The 14,195-nt window shown below is 62.3% G+C and carries 9 protein-coding genes; 4 read left to right on the forward strand and 5 right to left on the reverse strand.

Annotated features, from left to right (window positions below):
- Window positions 1-223: 223 nt before the first annotated feature.
- The 4 genes from QSJ36_RS12070 to QSJ36_RS12085 all read left to right on the forward strand — a co-directional run bounded on the left by QSJ36_RS12070 (window position 224) and on the right by QSJ36_RS12085 (window position 7,243).
- Window positions 224-3,769, forward strand: a complete 3,546-nt coding sequence (locus QSJ36_RS12070; protein ID WP_285468733.1) for an SUMF1/EgtB/PvdO family nonheme iron enzyme — start codon at window positions 224-226, stop codon at window positions 3,767-3,769.
- 13 nt (window positions 3,770-3,782) lie between these two features.
- A complete protein-coding gene (locus QSJ36_RS12075) occupies window positions 3,783-5,645 on the forward strand; it encodes a c-type cytochrome (protein WP_285468734.1) in 1,863 nt (620 codons plus the stop codon).
- 11 nt (window positions 5,646-5,656) lie between these two features.
- The gene (locus tag QSJ36_RS12080; RefSeq protein WP_102726394.1) at window positions 5,657-6,781 is read left to right on the forward strand and encodes a Rid family hydrolase; all 1,125 of its coding nucleotides are present in this window, start codon (window positions 5,657-5,659) and stop codon (window positions 6,779-6,781) included.
- A 78-nt stretch (window positions 6,782-6,859) separates the two neighbouring features.
- Window positions 6,860-7,243, forward strand: coding sequence for a hypothetical protein (locus QSJ36_RS12085; RefSeq protein WP_102728392.1), 384 nt, complete (start codon window positions 6,860-6,862; stop codon window positions 7,241-7,243).
- Between the two features lie 31 nt (window positions 7,244-7,274).
- Here QSJ36_RS12085 and QSJ36_RS12090 read toward each other — a convergent pair whose 3' ends face one another.
- The 5 genes from QSJ36_RS12090 to QSJ36_RS12110 form a co-directional block, all read right to left on the reverse strand.
- Window positions 7,275-7,949: a phosphate uptake regulator PhoU gene (locus tag QSJ36_RS12090; protein ID WP_022397210.1), complete on the reverse strand. Its 675-nt coding sequence runs from the start codon at window positions 7,947-7,949 to the stop codon at window positions 7,275-7,277.
- Between the two features lie 28 nt (window positions 7,950-7,977).
- A complete protein-coding gene (pstB, locus tag QSJ36_RS12095; RefSeq protein ID WP_102721748.1) occupies window positions 7,978-8,757 on the reverse strand; it encodes a phosphate ABC transporter ATP-binding protein PstB in 780 nt (259 codons plus the stop codon).
- Window positions 8,758-8,779: 22 nt separating this feature from the next.
- Entirely contained in the window at window positions 8,780-10,534 is a 1,755-nt protein-coding gene (gene pstA / locus QSJ36_RS12100) for a phosphate ABC transporter permease PstA (RefSeq protein WP_285468735.1), read from the reverse strand.
- A 33-nt stretch (window positions 10,535-10,567) separates the two neighbouring features.
- Entirely contained in the window at window positions 10,568-12,922 is a 2,355-nt protein-coding gene (locus tag QSJ36_RS12105) for an ABC transporter permease subunit (RefSeq protein ID WP_285468736.1), read from the reverse strand.
- A gap of 96 nt (window positions 12,923-13,018) precedes the next feature.
- A complete protein-coding gene (locus QSJ36_RS12110) occupies window positions 13,019-13,981 on the reverse strand; it encodes a phosphate ABC transporter substrate-binding protein (protein ID WP_102715558.1) in 963 nt (320 codons plus the stop codon).
- Between the last annotated feature and the right edge of the window lie 214 nt (window positions 13,982-14,195).

Consider the following 14,195-nt stretch of genomic DNA (forward strand, 5'->3'; position numbering starts at 1 on the left):
GGCATGGAGGACGGGGGTAGGATTCCCCATGCCGCTTTCTGCCGGAGCCGTTTTTCTACAACCTCCTTCCCTTAAAATCAGATATTGAATTCCGGAATTGAGAGTCCGGAGGGATTAAATGATGGATTCACCCTCTGCTGATTAGGTAGAAAATTAATCGGTACGGAAATTCCCGTTGAATGAAAAAGAATTTCTCCTGCGTACTAGTGTAAAACTGTACGCCATGTTTGACTCATGTTCCATCCTGCGCCTTCTCTCCTGCGGCTGTGCCGTACTGGGAGCCGGAATACTCCACGCTTCCGGACTGCAGCCCTGGCTGCGGGAATTGTCCGGAATCCCGCTCGCGGCCTCCGCAGAGGGAAGAAACCAATGGATGCAGCAGGTGTGGGCGCGGACGGCGGAGCATGTATCTTCCCTTTCCGATCCGTCTGCCGCGGATGACTGCGGGGATGCGATGGCGCTGCTGGCTCCCGTGTTCCAGGCATGGCCGGACGGGCAGAAAGCCGGGGCCGCGCTGGCGGAAATCCTTTCCGTTCCGGCGGAGCGGGTGGGAGCCGTTTCTTCCTGGGACGGCCTGATGAAGCATCAGGAAGCCATTCTGGAAAAAGTCCGCTTCCTCCGTCTGAAGAAACTGGCGGCTTATTATGATGCGGCCGCCATCCGCCGCGCGGTGAAGCGCAACCGGGAAAAATACGGGGAATGGTACCCTGATGCTGAGGTTTTCCTGGCCCGGCTGGATGAGTGGGAGAAGAAGCTGGGGCCGCTGGACCGGTGGGTGGACCGGGCAGGGCCGGAGCAGGCGGACCAACTGCGTGAACTGGTGGAACTGCGGAAAAAGGCCCTTATTGAATCCCTGCCGGAACAGGACTCCCTGCGGGAATGGGTGAGCGTGCGGCGTTTCAACCCGTCCGGAAAAAGCTCCTTCAATCATGACCGCCCGGCCAACTGGCAGGGAATCTCCAGCATGCCGGGTCCGGGCCGCACGTACCGCAGCGGCATCGTGAAATTTAACGGCATCTCCTCTTCCTCCCCCGCGGCGCAGCTGCTGGGGGACGACCGCTGGATGGGGCATCTGGAAGTGGACTTTTCCGGGGAAAGGCTCATGTTCACCGGAAACCGCTTCGGCAAGAAGGAAAACAGGCCCTGGGACGTCTTTGAACTGGACCTGAAAACCGGGAAAACGGAAGCCCTCACCGCCCACATGCCGGCGGATACGGACAGCTACAACTCCTGCTACCTGCCGGACGGCCGCGTCATCTTCGTCAACACCTCCGGCATGCAGGGCGTGCCCTGCGTAACCGGGGTGGACTACGTGGGGAACATCCACCTTTACGACCGGGAGAGGAAGACGACCCGGCGGCTCACCTTTGACCAGGACAACAACTGGTTCCCCACCATGCTCCCGGACGGGCGCGTGCTGTTCCTGCGCTGGGAATACACGGAAAGCGCCCACTACTTCAGCCGCGTGCTGATGCACATGAATCCGGACGGCAGCGACCAGAAGGAATACTACGGCTCCAACTCCTACTGGCCCAACAGCCTGTTCAACGCCCGCCCGCTTCCCGGCAGGCCGGGCATGTTTGCGGGCATTGTCAGCGGGCACCACGGTGTCAAGCGGCTGGGGGAACTGGTCATCTTTGACGTGAACCGGGGCCGTACCGCCACGGAGGGCGCCGTGCAGAAAATCCCGGGCTACGGAAAACCCGTGGAAAACGTCACCAGGGACCAGTTGGTGGAGGAGTTGAAAACTCCCTATTTTGCGGAACCGTATCCGCTGAATGAGGAGACCTTCCTGGCCGTCTCCTCCCCTTCCGGCAACCAGGGCGTGACCAATGTGGTCTGGTGCGACGTGTACGACAACATCGTTCCTCTCACGGCTTCCTCCTATTTCATTTATGCGGACCCCGCGCCGCTGCGCCCGCGCAAAAAGCCGCCCGTGCTCCATGACCGCGTGAAGCCGGAGAGCAAGACGGCCACGGTCTATATCTCCGACGTGTACCGGGGCCGCGCCATGGCCGGAGTGCCGAAGGGGGAGGCAACATCCCTGCGCGTGTTCATGTCCGAGTACAGTCCCCGCAACACCGGAAGCCACTATGCCATGGGCATGGAAAGCAACTGGGACTTGAAGGTACTGTACGGCACCGTTCCCGTGAATCCGGACGGCTCCGCCATCTTTACGGCACCCGCCAACCAGCCGCTGACCCTCCAGGTGCTGGACGGGGAAGGGTGCGCCCTGGCGCTGATGCGGAGCTGGTTTACCGCCATGCCGGGGGAAACGTTAAGCTGCATCGGCTGCCATGAACGGCAGAACTACGCGCCGCCCGCCAAGGCGGTCATGGCCTCACGGCAGAACCCTGCCGCCATCACCCCGTGGTACGGTCCGGCGCGCACCTTCTCCTTCATGAATGAAGTGCAGCCCGTGCTGGACCGCCACTGCGTCCGCTGCCACACCGCGGAAGACAAGGCCCGCGCGGGAGTCCCGGACTTCATGACATTGGAGGCCGTCAAGGGTGCGCCCGCTCCCGGGTCCGTCGCGTACTGGAACCTGCACCCCTACGTGCGCCGCAACGGTCCGGAGGGGAACTACCTGGGGCTGGCCCCCACGGAGTTCTTCGCGGATACGTCGGAACTTTACCAGCTCCTTAAAAAGGGGCACCACGGCGTGGAGATGCCTCAGGAGGACTGGAACCGCCTGGTCACGTGGATGGACATGAACGCCCCCTACCTGGGCGAATGGCCGGGAGAGCGCAATGAAGGATTGCTGAAACGCCGCTATGACCTGCACAGGCAATTCTCCGGAGCGGAACGGAATTACGTGACGATGAAGGACTCCCTGTTCCGGAGAAACGCCAGCGGCGTCATCGTTGACGGCGGCAAGTCTGTCCCCAGCGTCAGGGAAAAAAGCGTGCCCGTCCCGGAACCGCGGAATGAAACGCTGTCCGTGGATTTGGGGGGTGGCGTAAGCATGACGTTCCGCCGCATTCCCGCGGGAAAATTCAGGATGGGAAGTGAACGGGAAACCCCGGCGGAAAAACCCGCCTCCCCGGTGGAGATTGAACAACCGTTCTGGATGGGAGAGGCGGAAGTGACGCTGGAGCAATACCGCCGCTTTGACCCGGAATACCTCAATGGATGGTACGACATGCACTACAAGGACCAGGTGAGGCCCGGCTACGACATGGACGCCGATCCGCGTTTTCCGGCCGTCCGGGTGCCGTGGACCAGGGCCATGGAATTCTGCCGCTGGCTTTCCGGGAAAACCGGGAAAAAGGTGACGCTGCCCACGGAAGCGCAGTGGGAGTACGCGGCGAGGGGCGGCGCGGATACGGACTTCTTCTTCGGGGAACGGGATGCGGACTTCTCCGCATACGCCAACCTGGGGGATGTGACGCTGAAGGAGCTTGCCGTCTCCGGCGTGGACCCCAAGCCGATTAAAAATCCCAACCGTTTCTGGGACTTCGTGCCGCGGGATGAAAAATACAATGACGGGAGGCTCCATCTGGCCCCCGTCAAGAGCTACAAGCCGAATGCCTACGGACTGTACGACATGATCGGAAACGCCGCGGAATGGACCCGTTCCGAATACAGGCCCTACCCGTGGAAGGAAGGGGACGGGCGCAATGAAAGCCTGGACTCCCGCGTTCCCCGTGCCGTGCGCGGCGGTTCCTGGTATGACCGCCCCCGGCGGGCCACGTCCTCCTGGCGCTGGGGGTATCCCGGCTGGCGGCCCGTGTACAACGTGGGGTTCCGCGTGATGATAGAAGACTGAATCTGAAATGGCCATGAAACTGACAAAAACGCTCTGCGCCTCCGTGGCTGCCCTCTGCTGCCTGCTGGCCTTCGTCTCGTGCAGGCAGGGACCGGATTCCGTTGCCGGTCCTGCCGCTCCGGTGGATGTGAAGGTTTTTAATCATCTGGTTGCCGTGCTGGGGCATGAAAGCCGGACTCTGGAACTGGTGGACCCCGCTTCCGGAGAAAAGGTGAAAAGCATCCGGCTGGGCCAGCCGCCCAACGGCATGGCGCTTGACGGTGCCACCGCCTATGTGGCGGAAGGCGGACCGCGCGGCGTGGTGGAGGTGGTGGACCTGGAAAGCGGGGCGCTGAAAGGTTCCTTTCCGGCGGGGCACACGCCCATGGCTCCCGTGCTGCGCGGAGGTAAGTTGTATGTGGCGTGCCGGTTTGACTCCCAAATTCTGGAAATGGACGCCGCCACCGGGAACGTGCTGAATTCCTGGAACGTTCCCCGTGAACCGGTGGCGCTGGCCGTCTCTCCGGACGGCAGGAAAATATGGGCCGCCGGCCATTTGCCCGCCGGGAAGGCGGACGGGGATTTCACGGCGGCTGCGCTGACGCTGGTGAAAGACGGGAAGGCGGCCCATTTCCCGCTTTCCAACGGGACGCAGGGCGTGCGCGGCATGGCGATGAGCCCGGATGGCCGTTATCTGGCCGTGGCGCACGTGCTGAGCCGCTACCAGGTGCCCACCACGCAGCTGGACCGCGGATGGATGAACACGAACGCCGTGACGGTTATTGATACGGAACAGCCGGACAAGCCGCACCCCGTCCTGCTGGACGACCCGGATGCGGGGGCGGCCAATCCCTGGGGCGTCGCCTTTTCCGGGGATGGCGGAAAGCTGTTTGTGACGCACGCGGGAACGCATGAGTTGTCCGTGATTGATTTTCCCGGCATGCTGGACCGCATGAAGCGGGAAAACCGGGAAAACGAACCCGTTTCCGAAAGGCTGGGCTTCCTGCACGGCCTCCGCACCCGCATTCCTCTGCCCCTGAATGGTCCGCGCGCCCTGGCGTGCGACGGGAAAAACGTTTATGTGGCCGGATACTTCTCGGACACGCTGGCGCAAGTCCCCCTCAAGGGGGAAGCGCAACCCCGGAAAATCGCCCTGAATGAAGGGTTCCAGCCCTCACGGGAAAAGCTGGGGGAACAGTACTTCAACGACGCCTCCCATTGCTTCCAGGGTTGGCAGAGCTGCGCCACCTGCCACCCGGACAGCCGGGTGGACGGCCTGAACTGGGACCTGCTGAATGACGGCATGGGCAACCCGAAAAACACGCGCACCATGTTCCTCTCCCACCGGACGAGCCCGGTGATGACGCTGGGCGTCCGCGCCTCCGCGGAGGTGGCCGTGACGGCGGGCTTCGTTCACATCCAGTTTCTGGAACCTTCCGGGGAACTGGCGGAATGCGTGAATGAATACCTGAAAAACATGAAGGAGGTTCCCAGTCCGTACCTGATGGCGCATACTCCCTCCAGGCAGCAGACGCGGGAGGCTGCCTGTGTCCAGTGCCATGCTCCCGGCGTGGAGCGGGGCGTCTTGTCAGAATCCGCGCGCAGGGGGAAGGAAGTCTTTAAAACGGCCGGGTGCGTGCAGTGCCACCCGCACCCGTACTTCACTACCAAGGAACTGGTGGCTGCGGGGACGGCCCGGGGGCTGGATGAGGGGAAAAGCATTCTGGTGCCCTCCCTGGTGGAAGTGTGGCGGACCGCCCCCTACCTGCACGACGGCCGGGCGAAGACGATCCGGGAAGCCATTACGACGCACAATCCGGGGGACATCCGCGGGAAGACAAGTTCTTTAAATGACCGTGAGCTGGAGGACCTGGTCAATTACGTACAGTCCCTGTAAAGGAGGACACCATGGCGGCGGATTTACCTGAAAAAACGGAATGGCGCGGAAAAAGCGGCGCGCAGGAACATTTCTTCTGCATGACGGCGGAACCGGGCGCGAGCTTTGAGGCGGAACTGCGTTCCCTGCTGGACAGGTACCGTGAACTGGGCGGCGGAGGGGAAGATGAATTCCTGCTGCGCTTCCACGTCAGCGATCCGGTGCGCCAGTCGGAAACGCTGCGCCGGATGGCGGGGGAGCGGAACTCCTATGTCTCCGTGGTGGGGCAGCCTCCGGCGAACGGGGCCCGCGTGGCCCTGGAAGCATGGCACATCGGCGGAATGCTGGAAAAAAGGCGGAAAGAGGACCAGGGGGGAACGGTGGTGACGGCCCGGCGTCCGCATTACCGGCTGTTCCTGGCGGGCAGGAAGGAAAGCTCCGCTCCGGACAGCTACGGCCAGATGCGGGAGGAATTCCGCTGGCTGGACCGCGCGGCTGCCGCGCACGGAGGAACCGTGCCGGAGCTGGTTCACCGCACGTGGATTTACTGCCGGGACATTGACAACAACTACCGCGGACTGGTGGAAGGACGCAATGAACGCTTTGACCATTACGGGCTGACGCCGGAAACCCACTTCATCGCCAGCACCGGGATTGAAGGCTGTACGGAAACGCCTGGACGGCTGCTGCACATGGACAGCCTGGGAATCGTCGGTTTGAAGCCGGGGCAGGTCCGTTACATGGAGGCTCCGGATTACCTGTCCCCCACGCATCTGTACCGGGTGGCCTTTGAACGCGGCGCCCGCATCGTGTACGGGGACCGCTCCCACTACTTCCTTTCCGGCACGGCCAGCATTGACGCGGAGGGGAACATCGTTCACCCGGGGGATGTGGCGCGGCAGACGGCCCGCACCCTGGAAAATATGAACGCCCTGATGGAAAGGAGCGGCGGAAGCCTGTCCGACCTCAAACAGGCCGTGGTGTACCTGCGCGACTGGGCGGACCGGGAAACGGTCAGCCGCCGCCTGATGGAATCCCCGCTGGCCGCCGTCCCCCATCTGCTGTTGAAAGCCCCCGTCTGCCGCCCCGGCTGGCTGGTGGAAATAGACGGAATCGCCGTCAATGGCGCCGGAGACGGTGCATTTGCTCCCCTGTAAAGGAACCGTTCCCGGAACAGCCGGGAGCGGCCGATTTCACTTGTTATCCCATGCACGGAAATGGTACCTTACCCCCGCATGACCTATCGCCTTAATACGGACCGCCTGGTGTTCTTTTCCGTGCTGTTGTGGGCGCTGCTGCCGCCGGGCGTTTTTGCCTGGGAAGGTAATCCCCCCAGTCCGGATAATGTGCGTTGGCTGGAACAATTCTGTTCCAGTTATATTCAGTTCCTCACCATGGGCGGGGTGCTGTGCGTGGTCATCGGCTTTGTATGCGCGGCCTTCATCTGGCTGGTGAACCGCCAGGACTGGGCGCGGAGCCTTAAAATCGGAATCCTGTTTATCGTTTCCGCCCTGTGCCTGGTTTTGTACGGCGGCTCCCTGTCCTTTGCCGTGTTCTACCTCCCCCTGGCCCTGATCAACCCCGCCGTGTACTGCTTCAGCGTGAGCAAGGCGGAATAATCGGGGGAATAATCGGCGGAAAATACGCGGTTTATTTCTCTTTTCCGTGGCGGATGTCCGTGGCTTCCTTCAGGAAGACGACGGTGGCGGCGATGGTTTTGGCAATGTCTCCGATGCGCTCCAGGGAGCGGATGATGAAGAGCAGGTTGACGTTGAGGGAGGGCGTGTTTTCCCTTTCCGGGGATACCAGCAGGGCCAGCGCCTTGCGGTGGGCCTTGTCCAGCTTTTTGTCCCGCAGGCGTATTTCCCGTGCGGCGTCCGCGTCCTGCGTTTCCAGGCACCGTGCGGCGTCCCGGAATTCGGAGACGGCCATGTCCAGCAGGGGGAGCACTATATCCGTGCATAGGGACTCCCGGCGCCTGATGGATGCCTTGGCGTGCCTGGCGATGCCCGTGACTTCCTCCATGCATTCCTGGAGCTTGTCCCCGCAGCGGGAAAAGGTGAGCACAAGCCGCAGGTCGGACCCCAGGGGATGGAACTGGGTGAGCACGGCGGCGCAGAGGGAGAGAACCTGGCGGGTTTCTTCGCTGAGCGGTTCCCCGTCCGCAATGATGCCGTTGGCCCCGTCGCTGTCCGGGCCGGAGATGACCCGTTCCAGGACGTCCATGTGTTTCAGCAGGCTGCCGCAGACGGCGTTGACGCGGGTGCGGATGGCGTTCAGGGCCGCGTCATAGTGGGGGAGGATGTGGTTGCCGGGAGGTGTCATGAGGTGAATGGCTTGGAAGTTGGGCTTTTTAGCTGAAACGGCCCGTGATGTAGGCTTCCGTTTCTTTTTCCGCGGGGTTGGTGAAGATTTGAGACGTTTCCCCGTATTCCACCAGGCGGCCCATGTACATGAAGGCGGTGCGGTCCGCAATGCGCGTGGCCTGCTGCATGTTGTGGGTGACGATGACGATGGTGAGGTCTTTTTTCAGGTCTTCCATCAGGTCTTCTATTTTCAGCGTGGCGATGGGGTCCAGGGCGGCGCAGGGCTCGTCCATCAGCAGGATCTGGGGGCGGTTGGCGATGGCGCGGGCGATGCACAGCCGCTGCTGCTGGCCTCCGGAAAGGCCGTAGGCGCTTTCGTGCAGCTTGTCCTTCACTTCGTCCCACAGGGCGGCGCCTTTCAGGCTGCGTTCCACGGTTTCATCCAGTTCCGCGCGCCTGCTGCGTCCCGCCACGCGGAGGGGGAAGACGATGTTTTCATAAATGCTTTTAGGGAAAGGGTTGTATTTCTGGAAGACCATGCCTACGCGCTTGCGCAGGGAGATGACTTCCACGCGCGGATCGTACAGGCTGGCGCCGTCAATGCGGATGTCCCCCCGGTGGCGGACGTCCGGAACCAGGTCGTTCATGCGGTTGATGTTGCGGAGCAGGGTGGATTTTCCGCAGCCGGAGGGCCCGATGAGGGCCGTCACGCGGTTGGTTTCAAAGGTCATGCCGATGTTGAAGAGAACCTGTTTGCTTCCGTAAAAGAAGGAGAAATCTTCCACTTCAATGATGGGATCGTCGTCTGGGGCGGCTGGTTCAGTCATGGGATGGTGAAGGAGAACGGGGTTAGAAGCTGGAGGCCGCGTATTTTTTGCGCAGGCGGTTGCGGATGAGGATGGCCGTGAGGTTCATGACCACCACCAGCAGGATGAGCAGCAGAGTGGTGGCGAAGACCATGGGCTGGGCGGCGTCCGAGTCCGGCGACTGGAACCCCACGTCATAGATGTGGAAGCCCAAGTGCATGAATTTGCGCTCCAGGTGGATGAAGGGGCCTTCCCCGTCAATGGGCAGGGAAGGGGCCAGCTTCACCACGCCCGTGACCATGAGTGGGGCCACTTCCCCTGCGCCGCGGGCCATGGCCAGAATGAGGCCGGTCATGACGCCCGGCAGGGCGCTGGGAAGGATGATGCGCTTGATCATCTGCCATTTGGAGGCTCCGCAGGCTAGGGCCGCCTCCCGCAGCCCGCGGGGGACGGCGGAGAGGGCTTCCTCCGTGGAGACGATGACGACGGGCAGCGTCATCAGGGCCAGCGTGAGGGAGGCCCACAGGATGCCGGAGGTGCCGAAGGTGGGCGTGTTGTCCACGGCCAGCTTTTTCCAGTAGAAGAGTTCGTCAATCGTTCCGCCCAGGTAGTAGACGAAGAAGCCGAGGCCGAAGACGCCGAAGACGATGGAAGGCACGCCCGCCAGGTTGTTCACGCAGATGCGCACGGCCTGCACCAGGGCTCCCTGCCGGGCGTATTCCCGCAGGTAGATGGCGCCGATGACCCCCACGGGCGTGACCAGCGCGCTCATGAGCAGGGTCATGATGAAGGTGCCGAAGATGGCGGGGAAGATGCCGCCTTCCGTGTTGGCCTCCCGCGGGTCATCCATGATGAAGTGGTACAGGTTGTGGAGGAAGACGCCGCATTTGCCGAAGAAGCCCAGGTCGTTCGGCTGGTAGCCGTAAACGATTTTGTCCATGCCGGTTTCCTTCTTCTCCCCGTCTCCCAGGGCATACACGAGCGTGTCCCGGCCCTGCTGTTCCCTCAGCCTGCCCGATTCTGCGGTGTACTGGGCGTATTCCGCGTTGAGCTGCTCCACCCTGGCGCGGAGCCGGTCCAGTTCCCCCGCCGGGTCATCCATGTTTGTGAGGATGGGGTTTTCCCTGGGCGTGGCCGTGCGCCGTCCGTTTTCCTCCCGGATGTCGTAGGAGCGTTCAATGGCCTTGATGTCCAGCTTGGCGTCCGCCAGCCGGGTGTTGACGGCGCCGATGTCTTTAGCGTCAATGGCCTTGATGTCGTCCCGCAACTCCGCTTCCCGGTCCAGCGCGCGGCGGAAGGCCGTCATGAATTCCGGTGAGGAGGCCGGAATGGTCCCTCCGGAGGCCAGCTTGAGCTCCAGCGGTTTGACCAGGGCTTTTCCTCCCTCCATGCGTTCCAGGCACAGGAGCCCTTTTGGGATGGAGGAGGCGGTGACGTGGTGAGCGTCCACATAGCGGTAGGATTGCCCGTAGGCTTCCTTGCTTCCGGTGAAGAGCTGGTATTCCCGCACGTCCCTCGCCATGGAGCCGGGGAGGGCGGGGTCCGCGGGCATGTGGCGCGTCTGGTCCTTCGTGATGCCGGCGTACAGGACGAGCGGCTTTTCCCCTTGTGAAGCGGGGGCGATCGTCAGTTCATGGACGGTTTTGGGCCAGAAGGCCTCCAGGCCGTTGAAGACGATGATGCCCAGCAGGCCGAAGATCATGATGAGGCCCAGGGAGAGCCCGATGGAGGTGAGCCAGATGTTGACTTCCCCCAGGGGGCGTTTGGGGGCGGGCGGAAGGCTGAAGTCCTGTTTCATGGAAGATGGATTGGAAGAGGAGGGGGGGAAGTCTCAAACGACGTTGAAGCGTTTGCGGAGCCGCTGGCGCACGATTTCCGCCAGGGTGTTCAGGATGAACGTCATGGAGAAGAGGATGAGGCCGCCCAGAAAGAGGACGCGGTAGTGGGTGGAGTCCTGCGCCGCCTCCGGCAGTTCCGTGGCGATGTTGGCGGAGAGGGTGCGCATGCCGTTGAAGATGTTCCAGTCCATGATGGGGGTGTTCCCCGTGGCCATCAGCACGATCATGGTTTCCCCCACCGCGCGGCCCAGGCCGATCATCAGGGCGGAGAAGATGCCCGCGGAGGCCACCGGAAGGACCACGGTGCGGACCATCTGCCAGCGGCTGGCCCCCAGGGCTTCCGAGGCGGCGATGAGGGAGGGGGGGACGTTGCTCAGGGCGTCCTCGGAGATGGTGAAGATGACGGGGATGACGGCAAAGCCCATGATGAACCCCACCACCAGGGAGTTGCGCTGTTCATAGGGCATGCCGAAGCCGTTGCGCCACAGGTCCGCGAAGCTGGCAGCCTGGAAGTCCCCCGCGCCCCACAGACCCATGACGCCGCGGCAGAGGCTGATGAAGGGCTGCTCCAGCCAGTAGCCCAGGTATTCCCAGCAGAACCAGGCGCAGAGCAGGATGACGGGAGTCATGACGATGTATTCCACGCCGCGGCTGAATTTGTTGCGCCAGGCCGCGGGCCGCGTGGTCCAGAACCACGCGATCAGGGCCGCCAGGCCGGGAATGAGGACGGCCATGCAGAGCAGGGCGGGCACCTTGTCTTCCATTCTGGGGGCCAGGTAGAGGGCGCCGAAGAAGCCCAGCACCACGGAGGGAAGGGACGCCATGATTTCCATGACGGGTTTTACCACCCGCTTGACGGAGGGGGCCATGAAGTGAGCCGTGTAAATGGCGGCCATGACCGCTACCGGAACGGCGAAGACGAGGGCGTACAGGGTGCCTTTCAGCGTGCCGAAGACCAGGGGCATCAGGGAGAGCTTGGATTCATAGTCGTCCGTGCCGCCCACGGATTGCCAGAGCCATTTGGGGGAGTCATACCCTTCATACCAGATTTTCCCGGCCAGGGCTTTGGAGCCTGCTTCCGGGTGCCTGTCTTCCATGGAGAAGAAGTGGACCTTTCCCCCGGCGTCCACGGCAATGGCGGAGTTGAATTCCGTGCTGGCCGCCAGCTGGACGGGGGTGAATTCCAGCAGGTCGCTGCTCCAGCGGACGTCAGCCGTGGTTCCGTAGCAGAGCCTGAGTTCCCGCGGAGTGGAGACCAGGAAGGAACGGTTGATGCCGGAGGCGGCGTAATGCTGCACCGGGCCGTCCAGGGGGGGGAACTGCTTGGTCTGCCCGAAGAGGCGCAGGGCGGGGCCGTCCGGGCGGGGGTGGGGATACAGGCTGAAAATTTTAAGGCTTCCCTTGTCGCCGCCTATCACCAGGGACATGTCTCCGAAGAGCCAGTTGACGGAGGTCATTTTTTCTCCGCTTCCCAGGGGGGACGGAATGGTTTGGCGCTTGACCCACGTTTCCCGGTCTTCATCATAGGAGAAGTAGAGGAGTTTGTCCGTGTCCGTAGCGATGACGAGGCTGTCTCCGGAGGCGCCGGGCAGCAGGGCGGCGGGGCGGCCTTCAAGCTGGTCCGTCAGGTCATGGAAGCCGGAGGGGGCCAGCTCCCCTTCATGGAGCAGGGAGCGGGATTCCTCCAGCGTCATCAGCAGGAGGCGCGGACCCTGTTCCGTCTCCGCGGTCGCGGTGAAGATTTTCCGTTCCCCCGCGTCCGCGTAGGCTATGCGGGATATTCTGCCGGGAACGGAGCCGCTTTCCGTCAAGGGGTAGAGCGGGCTGGTTTCCGTTCCGGCCTTGTCCGGGCCGTGCGCGTTCGCCTGGCCGTGGATGTTGAGTCCGGAATGGACGGAGATAAGGCCTGCCTTGCCGGATTCCGTGGCGATGGCGTAGGCTGCCAGGGATGAATCATAGGAATGGGCGCAGACGGTTTCCCCGTCCGGCAGGGATACGGGAGCGGGGTTGAGGTTCCCGGTTGCCTTGTCCAGAAAGAAGACGTTTTTGCCGTTGTCATAGACGAAGGGGAGCGTGCCGGAAGGGTCCAGGCCCCAGGTCCCCTGGACCGGGGCGGACGGGGAAAGGTGCTGCCGTTCTTCCACGTCCGCGCCCTGGAAGAGGGGAATGGTGACGGCCAGCAGGAAAAAGAGGATGCCGAAAACGGCTACAATGACGGTAAAGCCCCCGCCGATGATGGTTTTAGTCATAATGCGGTCAAACCACAGCGTGGTTTTTGCCACCTGGAAGCGTTCCGGAACGGGCTTGGGCTTCTTGGGGGGCGCGGGAGAAGGGACTTTGGCGCTCATGACGGCAGGCGGTGGAGAGGGGAGTTGGGGGCAGGACTCCGGCGGGAAGGCCGCAGTCCTGCCCCGGCATGTGTTGATGGCGTATGGAAGGGGTGTTTATTCAATGCTCTTGAGGACATCCGCGCTGACCTTGGCGGGAATCGGGTAATAGCCGTCCTTGGTCACGATTTCCTGGCCGTCCTTGGAGACGATGAACTTGATGAATTCCCTGGTCAGGGTGTCCAGGGGTTCGCCGGGCTTCTTGTTGACGTAAATCAGCAGGTAGCGGGAGAGCGGGTATTTGCCGTTGATGCAGTTGTCGTAAGAGGGCTGCACGGCCACCTGGCCGCCTTTTTCCGCCAGGGAGAGGGTTTTCACGCCGGAGGTGACGTATCCGATGCCGGAATAGCCGATCCCCTGTTCGTCGGAGCTGATGCCCTGCACAACGGCGGAGGAGCCGGGCTGTTCCTTCACGGAGTTTTTGTAGTCCCCCTTCTTCAGGGCGATTTCCTTCACGAAGCCGTTCGTGCCGGAGGCGCTGTTACGGCCGTAGATGGAGATGGCTTTTCCCTTCATGGAGGGGACGCCCGCATCGCCCCAGTCGGAGATGTTGGAGCCTCCGCGCTTGAAGGTGGAGGAGAAGATGGAGTCAATCTGCGACAGGGAAAGGGCCTGGATGGGATTGTTCTTGTTGACGAAGAAGGCCACGGCGTCCAGGGCCACCTTGATTTCCGTCGGCTTGTAGCCGTATTTGGCTTCAAAGGCCGCTATTTCCTCCCGCTTCATCTGGCGGCTCATGGGGGCGAGCTGGGCCGTCCCTGCCGTGAGGGCGGGGGGAGCCGTGGAAGAACCTTTGCCTTCAACGCCTATTTTGACGCTGGGGTACTTCTTGCTGAATCCTTCCGCCCAAAGGGTCATCAGGTTGTTCAGCGTATCGGAACCGACGGCGCTCAGGTTGCCGGAAACGCCGCTGGTGGGCGCATACGGCTTGATGCTGCTGTCAACGGTTACTTTCTCGGCGGCCATGCTCAGGGAGCTGAGAGCGGCTGCGATGGTCAGGATTTTGGCGACAAATTTCATGGCGTCTTTTCTGTTGTGTTGCGTCTTCCGTTTCCCGGACGGTAGCGCCGTTCATGCCGGAAGACGGGGAAGTGATACCCTCCCGCCCCCAAGGAGAGGAAGAGAAACCTGGTTAAGAAATCGTCACAATCAGCAACGCATTGGCAGAATTACAGTTGTGCAACACCCCCACTTCCCGTCTCCCATCCCGTCCCTATTGTCCAAATAGTCCATC

The organism is Akkermansia sp. NBRC 115031, from assembly GCF_030268505.1.
GTDB lineage: Bacteria > Verrucomicrobiota > Verrucomicrobiia > Verrucomicrobiales > Akkermansiaceae > Akkermansia > Akkermansia massiliensis.